21 protein-coding genes are annotated in these 20,716 nt (G+C 66.1%); 5 read left to right on the forward strand and 16 right to left on the reverse strand.

The window, feature by feature from the left end; all coding sequences use genetic code 11:
• Positions 1-3: 3 nt before the first annotated feature.
• From ACJH6J_RS03910 to ACJH6J_RS03950, 9 genes are read right to left on the reverse strand one after another with little or no spacing between them, the layout of a single operon-like run.
• Positions 4-1,263: an MlaD family protein gene (locus tag ACJH6J_RS03910; protein WP_212806509.1), complete on the reverse strand. Its 1,260-nt coding sequence runs from the start codon at positions 1,261-1,263 to the stop codon at positions 4-6.
• A complete protein-coding gene (locus ACJH6J_RS03915; RefSeq protein WP_318984162.1) occupies positions 1,260-2,378 on the reverse strand; it encodes an MCE family protein in 1,119 nt (372 codons plus the stop codon). Before ACJH6J_RS03915 ends, ACJH6J_RS03910 begins: the two co-directional genes overlap by 4 nt.
• Positions 2,375-3,577, reverse strand: coding sequence for an MCE family protein (locus ACJH6J_RS03920; protein ID WP_406803540.1), 1,203 nt, complete (start codon positions 3,575-3,577; stop codon positions 2,375-2,377). The genes ACJH6J_RS03915 and ACJH6J_RS03920 overlap by 4 nt, the downstream gene beginning before the upstream one ends.
• Positions 3,574-4,638 (reverse strand): MCE family protein, encoded by a 1,065-nt coding sequence (locus tag ACJH6J_RS03925; RefSeq protein WP_212806511.1) that lies wholly within the window; start codon positions 4,636-4,638, stop codon positions 3,574-3,576. The genes ACJH6J_RS03920 and ACJH6J_RS03925 overlap by 4 nt, the downstream gene beginning before the upstream one ends.
• Positions 4,635-5,684 (reverse strand): MlaD family protein, encoded by a 1,050-nt coding sequence (locus ACJH6J_RS03930; RefSeq protein ID WP_212806512.1) that lies wholly within the window; start codon positions 5,682-5,684, stop codon positions 4,635-4,637. The genes ACJH6J_RS03925 and ACJH6J_RS03930 overlap by 4 nt, the downstream gene beginning before the upstream one ends.
• Complete coding sequence (locus tag ACJH6J_RS03935) at positions 5,681-7,198, reverse strand: MlaD family protein (protein WP_406803541.1); 1,518 nt, start codon at positions 7,196-7,198, stop codon at positions 5,681-5,683. The genes ACJH6J_RS03930 and ACJH6J_RS03935 overlap by 4 nt, the downstream gene beginning before the upstream one ends.
• Complete coding sequence (locus tag ACJH6J_RS03940) at positions 7,198-8,055, reverse strand: MlaE family ABC transporter permease (protein WP_406774164.1); 858 nt, start codon at positions 8,053-8,055, stop codon at positions 7,198-7,200. Before ACJH6J_RS03940 ends, ACJH6J_RS03935 begins: the two co-directional genes overlap by 1 nt.
• A gap of 1 nt (position 8,056) precedes the next feature.
• Positions 8,057-8,920 carry an ABC transporter permease gene (locus ACJH6J_RS03945; RefSeq protein WP_208103616.1) on the reverse strand — a complete coding sequence of 288 codons (864 nt, stop codon included), beginning with the start codon at positions 8,918-8,920 and terminating at the stop codon, positions 8,057-8,059.
• Positions 8,917-9,564 (reverse strand): TetR/AcrR family transcriptional regulator, encoded by a 648-nt coding sequence (locus ACJH6J_RS03950; RefSeq protein WP_406803562.1) that lies wholly within the window; start codon positions 9,562-9,564, stop codon positions 8,917-8,919. Before ACJH6J_RS03950 ends, ACJH6J_RS03945 begins: the two co-directional genes overlap by 4 nt.
• 265 nt (positions 9,565-9,829) lie before the next feature.
• On the opposite strand from ACJH6J_RS03950, the gene ACJH6J_RS03955 reads away from it, so the two are divergent.
• Positions 9,830-10,624, forward strand: coding sequence for a crotonase/enoyl-CoA hydratase family protein (locus tag ACJH6J_RS03955; protein ID WP_406803563.1), 795 nt, complete (start codon positions 9,830-9,832; stop codon positions 10,622-10,624).
• Here the strand turns inward: ACJH6J_RS03955 and ACJH6J_RS03960 are convergent.
• From ACJH6J_RS03960 to ACJH6J_RS03980, 5 genes are read right to left on the reverse strand one after another with little or no spacing between them, the layout of a single operon-like run.
• Positions 10,558-11,676, reverse strand: coding sequence for a hypothetical protein (locus ACJH6J_RS03960; protein ID WP_406803542.1), 1,119 nt, complete (start codon positions 11,674-11,676; stop codon positions 10,558-10,560). The genes ACJH6J_RS03955 and ACJH6J_RS03960 overlap by 67 nt on opposite strands.
• Before the next feature lie 55 nt (positions 11,677-11,731).
• Positions 11,732-12,196 (reverse strand): RrF2 family transcriptional regulator, encoded by a 465-nt coding sequence (locus tag ACJH6J_RS03965; protein ID WP_406803543.1) that lies wholly within the window; start codon positions 12,194-12,196, stop codon positions 11,732-11,734.
• Between the two features lie 58 nt (positions 12,197-12,254).
• Complete coding sequence (locus ACJH6J_RS03970; RefSeq protein WP_318984158.1) at positions 12,255-13,475, reverse strand: acyl-CoA dehydrogenase family protein; 1,221 nt, start codon at positions 13,473-13,475, stop codon at positions 12,255-12,257.
• 1 nt (position 13,476) lies between these two features.
• On the reverse strand, positions 13,477-14,505 hold the full coding sequence (locus tag ACJH6J_RS03975; RefSeq protein WP_406803544.1) for a phosphotransferase family protein: 1,029 nt from the start codon (positions 14,503-14,505) through the stop codon (positions 13,477-13,479).
• On the reverse strand, positions 14,505-15,260 hold the full coding sequence (locus tag ACJH6J_RS03980; protein WP_212806520.1) for an SDR family oxidoreductase: 756 nt from the start codon (positions 15,258-15,260) through the stop codon (positions 14,505-14,507). The genes ACJH6J_RS03975 and ACJH6J_RS03980 overlap by 1 nt, the downstream gene beginning before the upstream one ends.
• A 110-nt stretch (positions 15,261-15,370) precedes the next feature.
• On the opposite strand from ACJH6J_RS03980, the gene ACJH6J_RS03985 reads away from it, so the two are divergent.
• A complete protein-coding gene (locus ACJH6J_RS03985; protein ID WP_406774159.1) occupies positions 15,371-16,003 on the forward strand; it encodes a QsdR family transcriptional regulator in 633 nt (210 codons plus the stop codon).
• Between the two features lie 15 nt (positions 16,004-16,018).
• Here the strand turns inward: ACJH6J_RS03985 and ACJH6J_RS03990 are convergent, their stop codons facing one another.
• Complete coding sequence (locus tag ACJH6J_RS03990; protein ID WP_406803545.1) at positions 16,019-17,158, reverse strand: Rieske 2Fe-2S domain-containing protein; 1,140 nt, start codon at positions 17,156-17,158, stop codon at positions 16,019-16,021.
• Positions 17,159-17,178: 20 nt separating this feature from the next.
• Positions 17,179-17,823, reverse strand: a complete 645-nt coding sequence (locus ACJH6J_RS03995) for a TetR family transcriptional regulator (RefSeq protein ID WP_406803546.1) — start codon at positions 17,821-17,823, stop codon at positions 17,179-17,181.
• Positions 17,824-17,942: 119 nt separating this feature from the next.
• Between ACJH6J_RS03995 and ACJH6J_RS04000 the strand changes: the two genes are divergently transcribed.
• Genes ACJH6J_RS04000 through ygiD form a run of 3 tightly spaced genes read left to right on the forward strand, consistent with a single transcriptional unit; the run spans position 17,943 to position 20,712 of the window.
• A complete protein-coding gene (locus ACJH6J_RS04000) occupies positions 17,943-18,443 on the forward strand; it encodes a VOC family protein (RefSeq protein ID WP_406803547.1) in 501 nt (166 codons plus the stop codon).
• Positions 18,443-19,897, forward strand: a complete 1,455-nt coding sequence (locus tag ACJH6J_RS04005; RefSeq protein WP_406803564.1) for an FAD-binding protein — start codon at positions 18,443-18,445, stop codon at positions 19,895-19,897. Before ACJH6J_RS04000 ends, ACJH6J_RS04005 begins: the two co-directional genes overlap by 1 nt.
• Positions 19,898-19,917: 20 nt before the next feature.
• Positions 19,918-20,712, forward strand: coding sequence for a 4,5-DOPA dioxygenase extradiol (ygiD, locus tag ACJH6J_RS04010; protein ID WP_406803548.1), 795 nt, complete (start codon positions 19,918-19,920; stop codon positions 20,710-20,712).
• Positions 20,713-20,716 lie beyond the last annotated feature (4 nt).

The raw sequence follows: 20,716 nt of genomic DNA on the forward strand, positions 1-20,716 counted from the left end.
CCGTCAGTTCGGCATCGGGTACGGGTACGCCGCACCGCCGTACGGGGTGTCGATCGTGTAGCCCGGGTAGTGCGGCGTCTTGTCGGTCACCGCGTGGGGGTCATATCCCGGCGGCGGACCGGCAGTGTCGTCACCCGGTGGCCGTGGCGCGTTGCGGGCGCCGCGAACCAACAGCGATGGATCCTGATCCTCACAGTAGGTGTACTTGTACGGCTCGGGGAAACTCGCGTCCGACGGGGCGTGCCGCGGCAGGTTGTAGTCGCACCGGTACTTCGGGTAGATGTCACCGATCGCCCAGACACCGCCATCGTGGACGACGGACGCGAAGCGGTCGATGAACGGGTCCCGATCCGGCCGCCAGATGTACTCCAGGCCCGGAATGCGTTGATAGATCACCTGCGAAGTCGTGGTCAGGTTGCCGAGGATCTGCACCACGTTCTGCCGGTTGTCCGCAATCAGGTTGTCCAGCGTCGCCAGCTGTGGCTCACCGCGCTCGACGAGGGTGCGGAAACCGCCATCCATCTTGTTCACGCCGTCGAGCACCTTGGTCAGGTCGTTGGTGGTGGCCGCCAGGCCCGGGCGGACGTCGGCGACGGTGCTGAACACGACGCGGGTGGTGCGAATCATGCTCACGGTCTCGGGCAACACCGAATCCACGGTGTTGGCCAACAAGCTGGCACCGTCCAGGATCGCGGCCAGCTTGCGCGGGCCATCCTTGGTGACGTGCAGCTCGTTGAACATCTTGCCGAGCTTGTCGGCGTCGAGCTGCGCCAGCGCGCCGCGGCTGTGGTCGATGATGTGCGGCAAGGTCACCGGGATGCTGGCCTGCTTGCCCGAAATGACCGCGCCATCAGTGAGATACGGGCCGCCGCCGTGCTCGGGCCGGAAGTCCAGGTACTGCTCCCCCGCCGCCGACAGGCCGGAGACCCGCACCGGGCTGTCGGTCGGGATGTGCGCCGACGCGTCGACCGAGGCGACCGCCTCGACGCCGGTCTTGGTGAGGTTGACCGCCGCGACGTGGCCGATCGGGATGCCACGCAACGTGACATCCTGATTGGCCAGCAGGCCACCGGATTCGGGCAGCATGATCCGGATGGCGATGGTCCGGTGGAACGGGTTGAACCGCAGGCCGTCGATCGCGATGTAGCCGAAGGCGATCACCGCGGTGAGCAGCAGGCCGAACAGCGCCAGCACCACCTTGCGGCTCGCCACCGCCTTGACGATCCGAATGATGAACGCCACCAGGCTGTTCAGCGCGTTCATCGGGTTCGGTCCGATCCGTAGATGCGGCCGAGCAGCATGTTCCACTCGTAACGCAGGCTGCCGATCATCAGGTGCCAGTCGGTGCCGTCGGGTCCGTGGATACCGGGGTCGCCCGCGTAGTTCTTGTCGGGCAGCGCACCGATCGCGATTCTCGAGATCTCCGCCTCCACGTGCACCGCGGTAGAGGTGGTGGCCTTGACCAGGATGCCGATGAGCCGGTTGAAGGCGGTCAGCGAGATGTTCGGGTCCATGGCGATCTCGTTGAACACCGCCGATAGCTTGTTCACGTCGGCCGCGACACTGCGGGTGTCGGTGCCCTGCATCGACGGAAACTTGGACAGCTGCCGCGTGATCCGGCCGACGTTGTCCACCACGTCCATGATCCGCGTGGTGTTGTCGGAGATGACCGCCAGCGCGGGGGCGCCGGCGGCCAGCGCGGTGTCGATGCTCTGCTGGTGCCGGGCGACCTCGGCCGCCATGTTCGACGTGCTGCGCAACGTCGCGTCCAGCTGCGCCGTCCGCGCCGACATCTTCGACAGGAACTGGTTGGTTTCCGAGATGAGCGCGGCCAGCTTCTCGCCGCGCCCGCCGACCACCCGGCCGGCGCCGTTGACATCGGTGGTCAGCGCGCGAATGGCACCGCCGTTGACCAGCATGGCCAGCGAGTTGAGGAGTTCCTCGACCGTCGGTGCCGCCGCCGTCGACCCCAACGGGATGGTGTCACCGCCCCGCAGCAGCGCACCGCCGTCCCCCTTGTCGTCCGGCGGGCGAATCTGCAGGAATACGTCGCCGAGCGGTGTGGCCGAACGCAATTCGGCCGTACTGCCCACCGGCAGCGGTACGTCCTGGCGGATCCGCATGGACACCTTCGCGGTGAAGTCCACGGCGTCGATCGACGTGACCTCACCGATGTCCGCGCCGTACAGGCGCACCTTCGCCTTCGACGGCAGGTTCAGCGCGTCGGTGAACACCGCGTTGAGTTCGTAGGTCCCGCCCCGGGATCCCGGGGACGGCAACGGCACACTGTCCAGGCCCGCGGCGCAGCCGGTCATCAGCACGACACCGCCGAGAACCCCGGCCCAGCGCGCGCCGCGCACAACGGATTTCACGCTCATCGCGTCGGCCCTCCCGGCGCGGGGGCAGCGGGCGCAGGCGCCGTCGTGGTTGCGGCAGCCCCCTGCTTGGGCGGCTCGCCCTGACCCGACGGGCCGATACCGTTGGCCATCAAATCCATCATCGAGGTCAAGCCGAAGTCGGGGCCGTAGTCCTGCAACGTGCCGGTGGCACAGCCCAATTGCTTCAGGCCCATCAGGTTGCAGAGTTCCTTGTTCAGCTGGTTGTACGCCAACAACTTGTCGGTCAAGAGATGTCCGCGGATGCTGCCGCCCACCGGGTCCAGGACGTTGTAGACGTTGTCCAGGGCCAGCGGCAGGACATCCAGCGTCTCTTCCAATTCGCGCTTGTTGTCCGAAAGGGACCGCACCACTGGGTCCAGGTCGCCGAACGCGCCCTTGAGCTGGTCGCGATGGCGCTCGAGCAACCCGCTGACCTCTTCGAGGATCTCGTTGGCCTTGGCTCCGGTGCGCCCCGACCCCAGATTCTGGTCGGCAAGGATGTCGCTCAGTTGGTGCACATTGTTGCCGAACTTGCGGACGGCGTCATCGTTCTCGGCCGCGGACTGGGTCAGGTCCGAGACACTGCGAATGATCTCCTGCAGGTTCTTCTCGGTCTTGGCACCACCATCGGGACCGACCTTGAGGGCCTCCGACAACTTGGTCAACGTGGACTTGATCTGGGCGCTGTTCTCAGAGCTGATCCGAGACCCCAGATCCACCAGATCGCCCAGCGGGCCACCGCCCTGCGGGTTGCCCTTGAGGGCGGTACCCAGTTTGTCGATCATCGACAGCGTCTTGTCGAATTCGACCGGAGTCCTGGTGTGGCCCAACGCGATCAGGTCGCCGTCGCGCAGCTTGTTCCCGCCACGGTAGGGCGGGGTCAGCTCGACGTGCCGATCGGTGAGGATCGAGGCGGAGACGGTGGCGGCCGTGACGTCGCTGGGGATCGGGATCTTCTTGTCGATGTCCATGGTGACCTCGATGTAGCCACCCTTGTTCACCACCGAGTCGACCTTGCCCACCTGCATGCCGAGCACCGACACCGCGTTGCCGGGATACAACCCGACGGCGTCCTGGAAGTGCGCCGTCACGGTGATGTTGCGTTGCCAGATGCGCGGCGCCACGGCGGCCGCGGTCGTCACCAGTGCGACGATCACAATCACGGCGATCGCCCCGATCATCAAGGCGCGCTTACTCATTTGCAGTCCTTGAAGTATTCGACGATGTTGAACTGCCGGGCCCGGCCGCTGATGGCGCACATCCAGGAGTCGACCATGATGCCCGCGGGCAGGGTGATGTCGGCACCGTTACCGCTACCGGTCAGGTTGGCGATGTTGCGTGCGGTGATCGGCGCGACCTGCAGGATGCTGCGGACCAGAGCGTCGTGGTCAGCGAGCAGCTTGGCGAACTCGTGCAGGTTGGCGATCAAGGCGTCGAGTTGCGGCTCGTTGGCCAAGAGCGTGTGGGCCCGGTCGGCAAGCAGTGTCACGCCGTCGAACAGCCGTTGCATCGCAGCCCGCCGGGTGGTGATCTCCCCGAGAATCTGGTTGCCCTGCAACACAAGTGCGCCAAGGTCGGCCTTCTGCCGATGCAACAGCGCCGCGATGGTGTCGGCGTTGGTGATCAGCGTGCCGATCTGGTCGCGGCGGGACTGGATGACCCCGGCCAGTGAGTTCAGATTGGTCAGCGCTTCCGGTAGTGCGTCGGGCACCCCCTGCAGGCTGCCGCTCATCACCCGCACCGACTCGGCGATCTTGTCCGCATCGAGCGGCGACAGCGTGCTGGTCGCACCCTCGAGCGTCTTCTGCAAGTCATACGGCACCTCGGTATGACTCAATTTGATGGTGTTGCCGGCGAGATGGCCCGCACCGGCGGGGCTGATCTCGAGGTACCGCGAACCCAAGATGGTCGTGAGTTTGATGGCCGCACGTGTTTCCGTCCCCAGCCGCACGTTCTTGTCGGCTTTGAACGTCACCACCACGTGATCACCGGCCAGCTCGACGTTCTGCACCTCGCCGACGTTGATGCCCGCGATGGTCACCGCATTGCCGGATTTGATCGCCGCGGCCTGGGCGAACTCGGCGGTGTACTGCTTCTTTCCGATGTCCAGGATGCTGACCAGCACCACGGCGGCGACCATGACGACGATGACCGTCAGACCGATGACGCCGAGCCAGAATTTGTTGTAGTCCTCCAGGACTCGCTTGCGCCCGCCCGGGATGTTCTTCGGGCGGAGGGGGCCACCGAACAGGCTGCTCATCGGCACACCGCCGTGTGCCAGGTCTCGTTGCCGTTGCCCGGCGTCGCCGCCACGACGAACCGGCGGAACCAGTTGAGCAGACCGCGCCACAGCCCGAAATCGAGGTCGCAGACGTAGACGTCGATGTAGGTGCCCTCCTGGCCCGCGCGGGCAAGTCCCTTGAGCAGCAACGGCACATTGGCCACCGCGTACGCCAGGCGCTGCTTGCCGTCGGTCACGCTGTACTTCAGGAAACCCGGCTCCCGGTCGATGAACTGCTGCATTTGCGGCGTGATCGCGTTGACGATCGCCGACAGCCGCGTGACGTTGGCGGTGATCGAGCCCACCGACGAGACCAGCTCGTCGCGCCGGCTGTTCAGCGCGGCGATCGACACCGAGGTTTCGTGCAGCATCGTCTGCAGATTGGCGCTCTGCGCGGCCAGTGTCGTCATCAGCCGGTCCAGGTTCGCGATCAAATCCCCCAGCGCGGCATCGGGACCCGCCAGTGTCTGCGTCAGCACCGACGCCTGCGTCGTCAGGGTCAGGATCGAGCCCTCGTTGCCCTGGAACGCCTTGATGATGGCGTTGGTCAGATTGTCCACCTGCTGCGGGTCGAGCTCGGTGAACAACGGCTCGAAACCGTTGAGCATGTAGGAGATGTCGAACGACGGATTGGTCCGGCTCTCCGGAATCTGCGCTCCGACAGCGAGTTTGCGCTTGTCGCCCTCACCCTGACTCAAACCCAGGTACCGCTGTCCGATGATGTTCTGGTAGGTCACCGAGGCCAGCGTGTTGGTGTACAGCGTCTGGTTGCTGCGGACCTGGAACGTGACCTTGGCCTGGTTGTCCGGCGTCAGCTCGATCTTGTCGACCCGGCCGACCCGAACACCGGCCACCCGGACGTCGTCACCTTCTGCCAGGCCCGACACATCACTGAAGATCGCCGAATAGCTCGAGGTGGGTCCCGCGACGTTGCGCTGCAAGGTCGCGAAGACCATCCAGGTGACGGCCACGGAGAAGACCAGGAACAGCGTCAGGAACACGACGGTGCTGCGCTTCAATTTCATGGCTGTCCCTCCGGGATCGGAGCGACGTGCACGTCCTGCCCCCGGGCCACCGGGCCCAACAGCAACTGAGTGGCGGATGTGGCTGGGCCACCGACGATCTGGCTCAACTGATCCTTCTCGTTCTGGCTACCGACGGGCCCGACGGTGCCGCCGTAGAGCGGCGCGGACTGCTGCTGAACCTGGCCGGGTGCGCCGGCTTCGGCGGGCAGCGGCGGGCCGGGAGGTGCGGGCGCAACCACCGGGCCGGGCGCGGGCGCGGCCTGCGGCGCGGGTGGCGCGTTGGGGTCCGGCGGACCGGGAAACTCCGGCACGATCGGAACCGAAAAGCGCGGCGGTGCAATGTTGGGACGGTTCTCGGTCACCCACGGTGGGGTCGCCATACCCATCGATTCCAGGCCGGGCTTGAGGTCGGGCGCGGTCGGGGTTTCCGGCGCGGTCTTGCAGCTCGGCCCCTCCATCGCGCCGTACCGCGGGCAGTCCGCCCGGGTGTACTGGCGCGACGGGTTCATCGAGATGACCGCTTTCCAGATGATGTGGCCGGTGTCCTGATTGACGCCCTCGTCGTAGATCTTGTTGGCCAGCGCCTGCAATCGTGTCGAGACGCCGTGGAATTCGCCGGCATGGTCGGCCAGCACACCGATCGCCGGTGTCAGTCCGGTGCTGACCTGGATCATCCGGTCACTCTGGTGCTCGAAGGCATCCCCCAGCGTGCCAGTGGTATTCAGGCCACCCGACAGGAAATTGGTCAGCTGCGTGCGCTTCTCGGCGAACGTCCGCATCGGCTGCACCGAACTGTCCAGCGCGGTGAACAGTTCCGGCGACACGGTCCGCAGACTCTCGGCCGCCGCCTTGAGCGCGGACAACGTCGTCGGGCCGGTGTCGTCGGACTTCACGACCGTATTCAGTTGCCGCATGATCTCGTTCACGTCATGGCCGGCGTCGGTGATCTTCTGTCCCCGGCCGTGGGTGGCCTCGGCAATGGCGGCGAAGACGCCGACATTGTTGGCGTCGGGCGACTGGCCGACGGCCTTGAGCAGCTGGCGCAGCTTGGCCAGCACGTTCTGGAACAGCACCGTGGGCAGGGTCTGGTCTTCGAGCACGACATCACCGGAACGGATGGGGCGGGCCCCGTCGCCGTTCTGCACCAGTTGCACCGCCGACACCGCAAAGATGTTGGCGGGCACCACGCGCGCGGTCACGTTGTCGGGGATCTGCGCGGCGAACTGCGGCTGGATGTTGACGTGCACCACGTTCGGCTGACCGTGCTGCGACGGCGTCACAGCCGACACCATGCCGACGATGACACCGCGGAACTTGACGTCGGACCGCTCGGGCAGACCGTCACCGATGTTGATGAGCTTGAGCTCCACCCGGACGAAGTCGTCAAGCTTGCCTTGCGATTTCACCACCATGAGGACCGCGGCGAACGAGGCGATCACCGCGAAGCACAGGCCGATGACGCCCAGCTTGCGGTCGGTGGAGCCGCGCGGGTCGTGGTCGAACGAGTTGCCCATCAGCCACCGAACCTTGCACCACTGATGACGCCCCACAGCGCCATGGTGAGCAGCATGTTGACGATCATCACGACGGTGACGCTGCCGCGCATCGCCCGGCCGGCCGCCACGCCGACACCGGCCGGGCCGCCGGAGGCGAAATAGCCGTAGTAGCACTGGATTGTCGACGAGATGAACACGAAGATCACCGCTTTGACGGTGGCGAACAGCACGTCGCGGCCCTCGAGGAACAGTCCGAAGTAGTGCAGGTAGGTACCCGTGGACTGCCCGGCGACGACGCTGACCAACTGGCACGACAGGTAGGCCAGGGCCAGCGCCGCGAGGAACAGCGGGACCACCGCGATGACCGAGGCCACCACCCGCGTCGCCACCAGGTAGGCCACCGAGTTGATGCCGAGGGTGTCCAGCGCGTCGATCTCGTCGTTGATGCGCATGGCACCCAGCTGCGCGGTGAACCGGCAGCCGGCCTGCGCGATGAACGCCATCGCGATCATCGCCGGCGCCAGTTCTCGGGTCGTCGCGAAGGACGAGACCAAGCCGGTGGCGGGCCCCAGCCCCAACAGGTTCAGCGCGTTGTAGCCCTCGACCGCGACCAGCGCCCCGGCCGTGACACCAAGAACCCCAGCCACATTCAGCGTGCCGCCGCCCACCACGATGGAGCCGTTGCCCCACGTGATGTCCGACAGCAGCCGCAGCAGTTCCTTGCGGTAGCGCAGCCACATCGTCGGCATGGCGAGCACGACCTTGCCGAAGAACTCGACCATGTGCCCGGTCCGCCCGGCACCCTTCAGCAGCCCGCGGCCGACCGCGGAGAACGGCCGCAGCAGACCCGGGGTGAATGTTGACGGAGCTGCCATGTCAGATCGACGTCTTCGGGAACACGACGACGTACAGCTGGCTCATCACCACGTTGACGATCATCATCAGCAGCACCGACTCCACCACCGCGGCGTTGACCGAGTTGGCCACACCGGCCGGACCGCCGCGGGTGTCCAGCCCCTTGTGGCAACTGATCACCGCCACGATGACACCGAAGACGACGGCCTTGACCATCGCCAGCGCGAGGTCGCCGACGGTGGAGAACGACGAGAACGTCGCGATGAACGAGCCCGGGGTGCCGTTCTGCAGATAGACATTGAACATGTAGCTCGCCAGGTAGCCGACGAAGCTGGTGACGCCGGTCAGCAGCACACCGATGAGAACCAGGGCGACCAGCCGCGGCACGACGAGGCGCTGGATCGGGGACACGCCCATGACCTCCATGGCGGAGATTTCCTCACGCATGGTGCGCGAACCGAGATCCGCGCAGACGGCCGAACCGACGGCCGTCGCCAGCAGTAGCGAGGCGACCAGCGGAGCGCCCTGCCGGATGACAACGAGCCCGGTGGCCGCACCCGACAGGGATGACGCACCGACCTGGCCGGCCAGCAACGCGAACTGGATCGAGAGGGTCACGCTGATCGGAATGGTCACCAGAACCGTTGGGGTGAAGGCGGTTCCGGCCATGAACGCAGCCTGGTCCAGGAATTCGCGCACCTGGAAGCGGCCCTTGACGATGTCGAAGAACAGATACTCCAGCGTCCGCAACCCGAGCACGATCTGCCCACCGGCGGTGCTCAGCGATGCGATCGGATGGTTCTGCAGGTAGCGCTTGACCCAGTCGATGGCCTCGGCGATGGCGCCCCACTTCGCCAGTCCCCGTGGTTGTGCCTGGTCGGTCATCGAGCCGCCGCTTCCTTGCCGGACACCGGCCACTCGGTGGCGATGCCGCGGCACACCAGTTCATTGCTTGCCAGGGTCTGCGCGAGCAACTCCTCGCGACTCAGCTTCTGGCCGTAGCGAAGGGCGATACCGAACGGGATGGCGCAGATGGTCTGGGCGGTGGCGCGCACGTCGACGTCGGCCCGGATGTAGCCCTGGTTGATGCCGTCCCGAAGCATGGTCGCGAGAACGCGGGCGCCGTCATCGAAGAGACGTTGGAACTCCTCGGTCATCTGCTGGTCGACGCCGGCGGCCTGCACGACGATCAACTGCATCAGCCGCGGTTCATCGGCCAGCAGTTCGCTGTACGCCATGCCGATGCCCAGAAGGTGATCACGGAATTCGGTGATGGACGTCAGCTGTCCCGGCCTGGAGTCGCCGATCGCGGCGAGCACGCGGGCGTTCACCTGGCGCACCGCGTGGTCGACGATGTCGCGCTTGTTCTCGAAGTACCGGTAGAACATCGAGTGCCCGGAGCCGAGGCGCTTGGCGATGTGACTGATCGAGGTCTGGTGATATCCCCGCTCAGCGAACTCCGCCAATGCCGCTTCGATGACTTCTTCACGCACCAGCTCGGCGCGTTTCGCACGCTGGCGTTCCGCCATGGTCGCGCGCACCTCGCCTGTCACGCGGATCACAGTAGCGTATCGATTCCGGTTTGGGACACACTCTTCGCGAAACGGAATGAATTGTCTCGCGAGTAAGTGTCCGGGCCGCGCCAGGTTTGCTGGATTTCGCAGTTGGGGTTGCCGCTGCACAGTAGGGCGGGTTCCTCGGCCATGGGGCCGTTTGGCCATTTTCACGAAATACCCACAGCTTCGGGCGGTTCCGTGGTACTGACCGGCGCCGCACTATCCTGCCCCCATGGCAATGGATCGGATCACCGTCGAAGTTCGGGATGGCATCGCCTACGCGACGCTCAACCGGGCCGACAAGATGAACAGCCTGGATCTGCCGATGCTGGAGGCGCTCGCCACGGTCCCCGGCCGATTGGCTCGCGACCGTTCGGTGCGCGTCGTGATTCTGCGTGGCGACGGGCGTGCGTTCTGCACCGGGCTGGACTTCGCCGGAGCAAAGCTGCAGGGATTGAGTGCCGTGCGCAACTTCGGCAAGTTCCCCGGACAGAAGACGAACCTGTTCCAGAAGGCCTGCTGGGCTTGGCGTGAGTTGCCGGTACCGGTGATCGCGGCCGTGCATGGCCACTGTTACGGCGGCGGACTGCAGGTCGCCCTGGCGGCGGACTTCCGGATCGCGACGCCGGACTGCAAGCTGTCGGTCATGGAGGCGCGGTGGGGCCTGATTCCGGACATGACCGGGTCGGTGACTCTGCGTGAGCTCCTGCCGATGGATGTGGCCAAGCGGCTCACCATGACCGCGGAGGTGTTCTCCGGCACCGACGCGCTGGGCTACGGCCTGGTCACCGCCGTCGCCGACGACCCGCTGCTGGCCGCCGAGGAGCTGGCCGCACAGCTGATCGAACGGTCGCCCGACGCACTGGCCGCAACCAAGAAGCTGTTCGACTCGACCTGGACGTCGACGCCGCGGTGGGCATTCTGGTCCGAGTCGCTGTTGCAGCTACGACTGCTGCGGGGGCGCAATCACCGGTTGGCACGCAAGGCCGGCCGTGACGGCAGTCCGGCCTGGGCGCCGCGTTCGCTGGGCTGACTTCCGGACTTGTCGTCTCGCTTCGGCTTGGCGTTGGGCTTGGGCGTCAGCGCCTTCGTCGCTTTCGTCAGCTCCTTTGCCACACTGGACAGCGGGTTGGGCAACTGCCCGACTGTCTGCGCCGGCAACGTCTTCTTCGGTTTCTTCGGCGTCGTCTGGGTGACGCTGACACCGGGGGCGACCGCCGCGGTCGTGACGGACTTCGGCGCCGCCACCGGTGTCGAGGCACCGGGCTGCATCGCCGCGGCGCGGACCTTGTTCGCCTCGGTGACGACGGCGTTGGCCACGACGTTCACGGCGTTGGTCACCACGCCCCCCGCGGTCTGGACGCCCGCCAGGAACGCGCGCAGCGGATTGCCGCTCTTCGCCAGTTCCTGAGCCACGGCATCGGGCACGTGGAACGCGCCGGCGAGGAAGAAGTTGAAGCCCGGGAAGATCACTGCCGCAACCACATTGATGACGCCGATCACCGCGACCTGGAACACGCCGCGCGGCATGACCGTCGGCTCCGGGTTCCGGACGACGGGCGCGTTGAGCGCGTCGTAGGTCTGCTGGCGGAACTGCTGGAACGCGTCGACCACCGCGCCCGGGCCGGCGGGGATCGCGGGAGGAATGTTGAGCAGGCCCACCACGCCGACCTCGAAGGCGTTGAGCGCCCGCTTCGCCGGAATGGCGGCGTCGGCGTCGATCGCCTTGTCCATGGCGGCGGCCGTGGGTCCCGTCATCGACGCGGCGGCGATGCCGAGGGCCTTGAGCGGTCCGTTGGCCGGCAGCGCGGCGAGGAAGACGCCCGGCTCCTGCAGCGTGGTGGTGACACCTGTCGTGACGGTCTGCGCCAGCAGTGGACAGATGATGGAGCAGTAGATGCCCTGGTTCTTCACGAAGCTGGTGAGCAGTCCGCCCGGCGGAACCGTTGCGGTCAAACGGATTTCCCGTGTCACAGTCGGCGAAGGATGGCCGGCGGCCGGAACAGTGGCCGCCGGTGGCGCGATGACGGCCGCGGCAACGGCGGTCGCGGCGAGAGCGGCGGGCAGGCGTGCGGACAGTTGCATCGTGATCCCCTTGCGCAGCGGTGTACGGGTACCACGATCCGGCGGGCCGTTCGGTTCAATCGGCGCGGGAATCGATCTGCGCGGTCAGTGCGCCGAGGCTGATGAGCAGGTTCCTCGTCGGCGGTTGCGCGAGGTCAGCGACCGTGGTGGTGTTCAGCGACGCATAGAACGCCGCTTTGGCCTGCGCCAACGCCGAGCGGAGCCGGCATGCCGACTGCAGCGGGCAATCCAGCCCGCTGCAGTCGACCAGCTCGGTGTCACCGTCGTCTTCCAGCGACCGCACCACATCGCCCAGGCGGGCGGTACGGCCGGTGGCGGTGAGGGCAAGCCCGCCGCCGCGACCGCGGTCCGCGTCCAGCCACCCGGCCGCCGCCAGATGCGCGCACGCTTTGGTCGCGTGCGTGTAGGAGATCTGCATGTCTTCGGCGATCTGCCGCGTCGAAATCCGCTGTCGGCCGTCTTCGGCGGCGAGCCGGATCAAGATCCGCAGCCCGACGTCACTGAAACCGGTCAACCGCACACGGCCACGCTATTTAATCGCCATTTCCGATGCAAATAAAGCGTGGCCGCATGCCCGATCAGCTCACCAGGTGCTTCTTGAGCTCCGTGCGAGCCAGGGCGTTCTTGTGCACCTCGTCGGGCCCGTCGGCGAAGCGCAGGGTGCGGATGCCCGCGTACATGGCCGCGAGCGGGAAGTCCTGCGACACCCCGCCGGCGCCGTGCACCTGGATGGCCTTGTCCAGAATCCACTGCACGGTGAGGGGCGTGGCGATCTTGATGGACTGAATCTCGGTGTGCGCGCCGCGATTTCCGACGGTATCCATCAGCCAGGCGGTCTTGAGCACCAGCAGGCGCAGCTGCTCGATGCGGACACGGGATTCGGCGATCCAGTCGCGGATCACGCCCTGCTCGGCCAGCGACTTGCCGAACGCGACCCGGCTCGCGGCCCGCTGACACATCATCTCGACGGCGCGCTCGGCGACGCCGATCGCCCGCATGCAGTGGTGGATGCGGCCCGGCCCGAGACGGGCCTGGGCGATGGCGAACCCGCCGCCCTCCTCACCGATCAGGTTGGACACCGGCACCCGCACGTCGGTGAACCGCAGTTCGGCGTGCCCGCCATGGTCGTGGTCGTCGTACCCGAACACCTCCATGCCGCGCAGCACCTCGAGGCCCGGGGTGTCGCGAGGAACGAGGATCTGCGACTGCTGGCGGTGACGTTCCGAGCTGGGATCCGTCTTGCCCATGACGATGAACACCTTGCAGTTGGGATTCATCGCGCCGGTGATCCACCACTTGCGACCGTTGATGACGTACTCGTCGCCGTCACGGACGATGGACAGCTCGACGTTGGTGGCGTCCGAGCTTGCCACGTCGGGTTCGGTCATGGCGAAGGCCGACCGAATCTCGCCGTCCAACAACGGTTCCAGCCACCGGCGCTGCTGCTCCTCGGTGCCGAACTCGTTGAGCACCTCCATGTTTCCGGTGTCCGGGGCCGCGCAGTTGAACACCGCGGGTGCCAATTGGATACTGCGGCCGGTGATCTCGGCCAGCGGGGCGTACTGCAGGTTGGTCAGACCCGCACCTTTCTGCCCCGGCAGGAACAGATTCCACAAACCGCGACGACGGGCCTCGGAGCGCAACTCGGTGAGCACCGGGACGCTGTCCCACGCCCACCGGTTGTCCAGCGCGGCAAGCTGCTCGTGGAACGTCTTCTCGGCGGGATAGACGTGGCTCTCCATGAACGCCGTGAGTTCGGCGACCATCTCGTTGGTCTTGGCGTCGTAGGCGAATTCCATATCAGTGCTCCTTGAGTGCGTTGAGGCCGGCGTCCAGCAGGAAGTGCACCGCGTCACCGGCGAACGAGAACCCGTCACCGACGGTCTGTCCGTTGACGTAGCGGTAGTGGATACCCTCGAAGATGCCCGCCATCTTGAAGAAGGCGAGGCCCAGGTAGAACCCGAAATCGCCGAGCGGGCGGTCGATTCCGGCGCGGTAGCGGTCGATGATCTCTTGTTCGGTGAGGAAGCCGGGGGCTTCGCTGACATCGGAGACCTCCCCGTTGCCCGATGCGGCCAACCGCCCGTAGGCCACCATCAAGGCCAGGTCGGTGAGCGAGTCGCCGATGGTGGCCAGTTCCCAGTCGATCACCGCGGCAGGACGGTCCCCGGCGTCGAAGAGCACGTTGTCCAGCCGGTAGTCACCGTGCACGATGCCCGGTGCCGAGTCGGCCGGAACCCGCCCCGCCAGAGCCTGATAGAGCTGCTCCATGACGGGCAGGTCCCGGGTGTGCGCGGCGAGGAACTGCTTGTGCCACCGGCCGACCTGGCGCCCGAGGAAGCCTTCGGGCCGGCCGAAGTCGGCCAGCCCCACCGAGGCGGGGTCGACGGAATGCACCGCGACCAGCGTGTCGATGAGCCGCTCAGAGATGCGCCGCGTGCGCTCGGCTCCCAGGTCCTTCAGTTCGGCGGCTTGCCGGTATGGCGTGCCGTCGATTTCGGCCATCACGTAGAACGGGGCGCCGAGCACGGATGCGTCGTCGCAGAAGCCGTACATGACGGGCACGGGTACCGCGGTGGGCGCCAGTGCCGACATCATCCGGTATTCGCGGCTCATGTCGTGCGCCGTGGCGAGCAGTTCGCCGACCGGGGGCCGACGGACGATCCAGGACGAATCACCGTCTGTGACACGGTAAGTCAGATTGGACTTGCCGCCGGCGATCAACGTCGCCGACAGCGTGGCGCCGGCGCCGGGCACGGTGGACGACAGCCACGCGCCGAGGCGATCCAGGTCCAGCCCCGGCAGTTCGACATGTGCACCGGCAGCCATCAGACGCCACCGCCGAGGAGCACGCCGCCGTCGATCGTCAGGGTCTGGCCGGTCATCCAGCCGGCGTCATCCGACAGCAGGAACGCCACCACCGAACCGATATCCTCCGGCACGCCAAGACGTTTGAGCGCATAGTGCGCGCTGACCTCTTCTTCACGGCCTTCGTAGAGCGCGGTCGCGAAGCGGGTCTTGACGACGGCGGGCGCAACCGCGTTGACGCGGATGTTCGGACCCAGCTCGACGGCCAGCTCCTCGGTGAGGTGAATGACCGCGGCTTTCGACACTCCGTAGAAGGCGATGCCCGGCGCGGGCCGCAGCCCGGCGATCGATGCGACGTTGACGATCGCGCCGCCGTGTTCGCCCTGCCAGGCCCGGTTCACCTTCTGCACCCACGAGAGCGCCGACAACACGTTGACTTCGAGAATCTTGCGCGCGGCGTCCATGTCGATGTCCATGAGCGGTCCGTACACCGGGTTGATGCCGGTGTTGTTGACGAAAAGGTCGGCACTGCCGAAGGTTTCGATCGCCTTGGCCACCACGGCATCCTGATGCTCGGTGTCGTCGCCGCGGCCGGCGACGGCCAGCGCGACATCCGGTCCACCGAGGGTCTCGACGGCGGCGTCCAACGCTTCCTGCTTGCGGGCCGTGATCACCACCTTGGCGCCTTCGTCCACCAGACGCTGGGCGATGGCGAATCCGATGCCACGACTGGCACCCGTGACGATCGCGGTCTTTCCTTCGAATCGCGTGCTCATGTCAACTTCCTCGTGGGGGGGGGGTTGCGGTACTGGGCCCCACAACGTGGGACACATAGGCGAAGTGTGCCACACTGGCACACAGCGGCGCAATGTCCCATAATGGGTAAATGTCCGGAGCAGAATCGACGACCCACTCCCCGCGACTGGGGACGGCATTGAGCCGTCAGGCCGCGGTCGACGCTGCAACTCGCCTGTATCTGGCGGGCGAACCGGTCGACATGTCGGCGCTCGCCACCGAACTCGGGATCGGCCGCTCGACTCTCTACCGGCTCGTCGGAAATCGCGAAGACCTTCTCGCGACCGTGCTGGCCGAGGCCACCGAACGCACGTTTCGCCGAGCCCATGCGGAGGTCGTCGCGGAGGCGGAAGCCAAGGGCGAATCGCGCGGTGGTACCGGATTTCTCCTCGCGGTGATGGACCGCTTCCTGAACGCCGTTGTCGACGCGAAACCGCTGCAGGACGTGTCACACCGTGAGCCGCTCCTGATCGTGCGGCTCATGCTGCTGCCCGGACTCGTCGAGCAGACCGCAGGTCGTCTGGTCGGCGAACTCCTCGACGCGGAGGTCGCGGCCGGCCGAATGGAATTGCCGCTACCCACCGCCACTTTCGGCCTGGCACTCATTCGCATGTGCGACGCGCATCTCTACGCGCCACTCCTCGGTGGCGGCGCCCCCGAGATCGGCACCGCACTCGACCTGGTGGCCGCGCTACTCGGCCACAGCCGATCCGACGAAGACTGAATCCTGTTGCGGCAGTCAGTTCGACGTTGCAGCAGCCAGATTGTCCGCGACTTCCGCTTCCCAACTCTCGATGGAATGCGTGGTGTCGATCTCGAACTCGAAGCGGTCCGTCATATCCGGCGTCACATCTTCGACGTCGACATAGAACTGCTCGTACCAGCGGCGCTGCTGATACACCGGCCCGTCTTCCTCGGTGAGCAGCGGGTTGTCGATGCGGGCCTTGTGCTTCCAGATCTCGACGTCCTGTTCGAAGCCGGTCTGTACGCCTTCGATGAAAGTTCTTGCGAGGTCGGCGTTTTCCTCTTCGGTCAGGCCCGGGAGCTTCTTGACGATGGCACCGTACTGCAAAACGAACGAGTTCGGGCTGACCGGGTAATGCGAGTTGATCAGGATGGTATCGACGGTCATGCCGTTGGCCACGCTGCGCAGCCGGTCGATCATGTAGGAAGGCCCGAAATACGAAGCCTCTGAATAGAGGATGGACGTCGGGTCATGGAAGGTGCTGACAACCATGTCGTCCCGCGGCGTCGAATCCATCACCTGGGTGGCGACATGACCTTCGAAGATGTTCTTGAAGTTCCGGGGAAATGCGTAGTGCACGTAGAAGAAATGCGCCATGTCGACGTTGTTGTCGATGATCTCGCGGCAGTGCGAACCTTCGATCAACTGGATGTTCCAGCTCCAATCGGTCCAGGCGTCCGTGCCGTACCCCTCGATCTCGGGGATGTCGACTTCCGGCGGCGGGGTGCTGCCCTGCGGGTCATTCCACACGAACAGTTGTCCGTTGCGTTCGAGTGTCAGCCAGGAGCGGGTCCGCGCCAGCCGCGGCGTCCGTTTGGCGTAGGGCACCAATGTGCACTTGCCGTCTCCGCCCCAGCGCCAGTCGTGGAACGGGCACGCGATCGAGTCACCTTTGACAGTGCCGTACGCCAGGTTGCCGCCCATGTGCCGGCAGTACGCATCGAGCACGTTGAGCCGGCCCTGGCTGTCGGCGAACACCACCAATGACGTGCCGAACGCGTCGATCTGATGGGGCGCACCGTCGTTGAAGTCGCGGATCAGGCCGAGGCAGTGCCAGCCGCGGGCGAACCTCGTCGGGTTCTCCCCCGCCTCGATCTGCCGGATTTCCGTCAGCTCTTGATCCGTGACCGACATGCGCTCCTCCATCGTTGTTTTCAGCGGCGGTCAGCCAGCGCGGGCATCGGCGCGGTGAGCAGACCGACGACCATCGCGACGATGTTGTCCCTGGCCTCGGCCTCACCGAGAGCACCACGGGCCGCGTCGCGATGCTCATCCAGTTGGCGTTCATGGTCGGCGAGCAGGGTGTACATGACCGAGGCCATCGCCGCCATGCGTTGGCGCCGAAGCGCTTCCGGTAGGTGATCGAGGGCGCGCAGCAGCCGGGTGGTGAGGATTCGGGTGGCCGGCCACTGCTCCGACGTGAGCGTGAGTTCAGCCATGACGGGGTGATGGCGCACGCGTTCGAGGAAGCGCGCGTAGTGGCTCGACCCATCGGAGTACGGGGTGTCGAACAGCGGCTCAACCAGAATGGTCACCAGGGCGGTGATGCTGTCGTCAGGCTCCCCGGCACTTTCATGCTCGGCCAGCAGCGCCAGCCGCGCCTGTTCCAGTGGCGCCTGACGATGGCCAATGATGGCCTTGATCAAGCCATCTCGCGATCCGAAATGATAGTGGACAGCCGAATTGTTCCGCTGCCCGGCAGCCACCGCGACGTCACGGAGCGACACTTCCGGGCCGGATTCCGCGATCAGGCGCTCACCGGCGAGGAGCAGCTCGGTGCGGGCATCAGACCGACTCACAGGCTTCAGTGTAGTTCTCTGGCTTCAGATTGCAATCACTGACGCTTGACCAATTAAGCGACGACGCTTATTTTGAGGTGGTTCGTCCTGCCATGCGCTGGCTCCCCGGAAGGAAACCCATGACCGTCTCTTATGGACCGATCTGCCAAATCGCCTGGGTCACCGAGGACATCGAGGCGACCGGGCAGTTGCTGAGCAAGCAGTTCGGGATCGGTTCATGGGTCCGGATGCCCGACATCGAGTTCGGGCCGGAGAGCTGCCGCCTGCACGGCGAGCCCGCCGACTTCACGGCCCACATCTCCTTGTCCTACTCGGGCGACATGCAGTTGGAGCTGATCGAACCGGTGCGCGGCAACAGCATCTACACCGAATTCCTGGCTCACAGTGGCCCGGGCCTGCACCACGTGTGTTTCGAGCCGGCCGATTTCGACGCCGCCGTGGCGTCGGCGCAAGAGCAGGGTCTGGCCATCGTCCAGGAGGGTGAGATGTCCGGCGGGTTGATGCGTTTCGCCTATGTCGACGGCGCGTCGGCCGGGGTGCCGTATATCGAGCTCGGCAAGTTCAGCCCCGAGATTCGCGCGATGTTCGAGTACATCAAGACCGCCGCGGCGGGCGCGTGATGATTCCGGAAACAGTATCAGCACAAAGTTTTTCGTCATTCTCCGACGAGGTCGACGTTCTCGTCGTCGGGCTCGGCATGGCAGGCGGATGCGCGGCCGTCGAAGCTGCTGCCTCGGGCGCGCGTGTGCTCGTACTTGAGCGGGCCGCGGTGGCCGGCGGCACCACGGCGATGGCCGGCGGCCACTTCTACCTGGGCGGCGGCACCGCGGTCCAGGAGGCAACCAGCCAGGACGACTCCGCCGCCGAGATGGCCAAGTATCTGACCGCGGTCTCCAAAGAGCCTGTGCCGGAACTGATCAACGCCTACTGCGAGGGCAGTGCTGAACATCTCCGGTGGCTGGAGGCCCTGGGCTTCGAGTTCGAGCGCAGTTACTACCCGTACAAGGCCGTCATCCAGCCGGAGACGCAGGGCCTGATGTACACCGGCAACGAGCAGGTGTGGCCGTACCGCGAGCAAGCGGTTCCGGCACCGCGAGGTCACAAGGTCCCGGTGCCCGGCGATACCGGCGGCGCGGGCATGGTGGTCAAGCTTCTCGTCGAGCGACTGGGCGAACTCGGCGTGGAAATCCGTTACGAAACAGGCATATCCGCTCTCGTCGTCGACGATGACCGGGTCGTCGGCGCAACCTGGAAGCACTTCGGCGAGACGGGCGCCGTGCGGGCGAAGTCCGTCGTCCTGGCCACCGGCGGATTCGTGATGAACCGCGAGATGCTGGCGCAGCATGTGCCTCGACTGGCCGATGAGCGCGTTTTCGCCTTGGGCAGCACCTATGACGACGGCATCGGAATCCGGCTCGGTCAATCCGTCGGCGCCGCGACCAGATACCTGGACCAGGCATTCATGACCGCCCCGGTATATCCGCCCGCCACCCTCCTCACCGGCCTGATCGTGAACCGCAACGGGGACCGGTTCGTCGCCGAAGACTCTTATCACGCACGAACTTCCGCCTTCGTCCTCGAACAGCCCGACAGCGTCGCCTACCTCGTCGTCGACTCACGACATGTCGAGATGCCGATGATGCCGTTGGTTCAGTTGATCGACGGCTGGGAAGCTGTCGCCGAGATGGAGGCGGCACTCGGCATTCCGGCCGGCCGGTTACAGTCCTCGCTCGACAGGTACAACGCGAATGCGGCACGCGGCGAGGACCCCGACTTCCACAAGGCGGCAACGTATCTCGAGCCGCAGGACGTCGGCCCATGGGCGGTGTTCGATCTGAGTCTCGGCAAGGCGTTCTACAGCGGTTTCACCCTCGGCGGTCTGGCGATCTCGGTCGACGGGGAGGTGCTCCGCGACGACGGCACCGCCATTGCCGGGCTCTACGCCGCCGGCGCCTGCGCCTCCACCATCGCGCAGGACGCCAAGGGATACTCCAGCGGCACCCAGCTCGGTGCCGGTTCATTCTTCGGCCGTCGGGCAGGGCGCGCCGCCGCCGTAGCGGCGACGGGAGCCTGACCCCGGTAGCGTTGCAGATGATGACCGGACAAGCCGACCTGCCCACGATCATGCCCGCCGCGTTCATCGGCCACGGCAGTCCGATGAACGCCGTGGAACACAACCGGTACACGGCCGCCTGGACGGAGTTCGGCCGGTCGGTACCACGGCCCCGGGCGATCCTGGTGGTCAGTGCGCACTGGTACATCAACGCCACCGCGGTCACCGCCATGGCCCATCCCCGCACCATCCACGACTTCTACGGCTTCCCGCAGGAGCTGTTCGATGTGCAGTACCCCGCGCCGGGACTTCCCGAGCTGGCCGACGAGATCGCCGACACCGTCAAACCGACGTGGGTCGGGTCCGACCGGGACAGCTGGGGCATCGACCACGGCACCTGGTCGGTGTTGGTGCATGCCTTCCCCGATGCCTCGATCCCGGTGGTGCAGTTGTCGATCAACGCCGAGAAGCCGTTGGAGGAGCACGTCGCGCTCGGCGCGCAACTGGCCGAATTGCGCAGCCGCGGAGTGCTGATCGTCGGTAGCGGCAACATCGTGCACAACCTGCGGGCCATGAACGCCCGGCTACCCGACAGTGGATTCGATTGGGCCACAAGGTTCGACGACGCCGCAGCCAATCTACTGACCGCGGCACCGGCCGACATTCTGCGGCTTCGGGAACATCCCGACTTCGCCGCCGCCGCGCCGACGCCGGATCATTTCATCCCGATGCTCTATTTCGCCGGGCTGTGCGCAGCCGCCGACACCCCGGCGCACGTGCTCGTCGACGGCTACACCTACGGGTCGCTGTCCATGACGTCGTACACCCTCACCTGACACA

It is taken from the genome of Mycobacterium sp. SMC-18, assembly GCF_045310895.1.
Lineage (GTDB): Bacteria > Actinomycetota > Actinomycetes > Mycobacteriales > Mycobacteriaceae > Mycobacterium.

Bases quoted from the DNA above. Each gene is read 5' to 3' on its own strand.
- ACJH6J_RS03910 (WP_212806509.1), bottom strand. From the start codon at position 1,263: ATGAACGCGCTGAACAGCCTGGTGGCGTTCATCATTCGGATCGTCAAG.
- ACJH6J_RS03915 (WP_318984162.1), bottom strand. From the start codon at position 2,378: ATGAGCGTGAAATCCGTTGTGCGCGGCGCGCGCTGGGCCGGGGTTCTC.
- ACJH6J_RS03920 (WP_406803540.1), bottom strand. From the start codon at position 3,577: ATGAGTAAGCGCGCCTTGATGATCGGGGCGATCGCCGTGATTGTGATC.
- ACJH6J_RS03925 (WP_212806511.1), bottom strand. From the start codon at position 4,638: ATGAGCAGCCTGTTCGGTGGCCCCCTCCGCCCGAAGAACATCCCGGGC.
- ACJH6J_RS03930 (WP_212806512.1), bottom strand. From the start codon at position 5,684: ATGAAATTGAAGCGCAGCACCGTCGTGTTCCTGACGCTGTTCCTGGTC.
- ACJH6J_RS03935 (WP_406803541.1), bottom strand. From the start codon at position 7,198: ATGGGCAACTCGTTCGACCACGACCCGCGCGGCTCCACCGACCGCAAG.
- ACJH6J_RS03940 (WP_406774164.1), bottom strand. From the start codon at position 8,055: ATGGCAGCTCCGTCAACATTCACCCCGGGTCTGCTGCGGCCGTTCTCC.
- ACJH6J_RS03945 (WP_208103616.1), bottom strand. From the start codon at position 8,920: ATGACCGACCAGGCACAACCACGGGGACTGGCGAAGTGGGGCGCCATC.
- ACJH6J_RS03950 (WP_406803562.1), bottom strand. From the start codon at position 9,564: ATGGCGGAACGCCAGCGTGCGAAACGCGCCGAGCTGGTGCGTGAAGAA.
- ACJH6J_RS03955 (WP_406803563.1), top strand. From the start codon at position 9,830: ATGGATCGGATCACCGTCGAAGTTCGGGATGGCATCGCCTACGCGACG.
- ACJH6J_RS03960 (WP_406803542.1), bottom strand. From the start codon at position 11,676: ATGCAACTGTCCGCACGCCTGCCCGCCGCTCTCGCCGCGACCGCCGTT.
- ACJH6J_RS03970 (WP_318984158.1), bottom strand. From the start codon at position 13,475: ATGGAATTCGCCTACGACGCCAAGACCAACGAGATGGTCGCCGAACTC.
- ACJH6J_RS03975 (WP_406803544.1), bottom strand. From the start codon at position 14,505: ATGGCTGCCGGTGCACATGTCGAACTGCCGGGGCTGGACCTGGATCGC.
- ACJH6J_RS03980 (WP_212806520.1), bottom strand. From the start codon at position 15,260: ATGAGCACGCGATTCGAAGGAAAGACCGCGATCGTCACGGGTGCCAGT.
- ACJH6J_RS03985 (WP_406774159.1), top strand. From the start codon at position 15,371: ATGTCCGGAGCAGAATCGACGACCCACTCCCCGCGACTGGGGACGGCA.
- ACJH6J_RS03990 (WP_406803545.1), bottom strand. From the start codon at position 17,158: ATGTCGGTCACGGATCAAGAGCTGACGGAAATCCGGCAGATCGAGGCG.
- ACJH6J_RS04000 (WP_406803547.1), top strand. From the start codon at position 17,943: ATGACCGTCTCTTATGGACCGATCTGCCAAATCGCCTGGGTCACCGAG.
- ACJH6J_RS04005 (WP_406803564.1), top strand. From the start codon at position 18,443: ATGATTCCGGAAACAGTATCAGCACAAAGTTTTTCGTCATTCTCCGAC.
- ygiD (WP_406803548.1), top strand. From the start codon at position 19,918: ATGACCGGACAAGCCGACCTGCCCACGATCATGCCCGCCGCGTTCATC.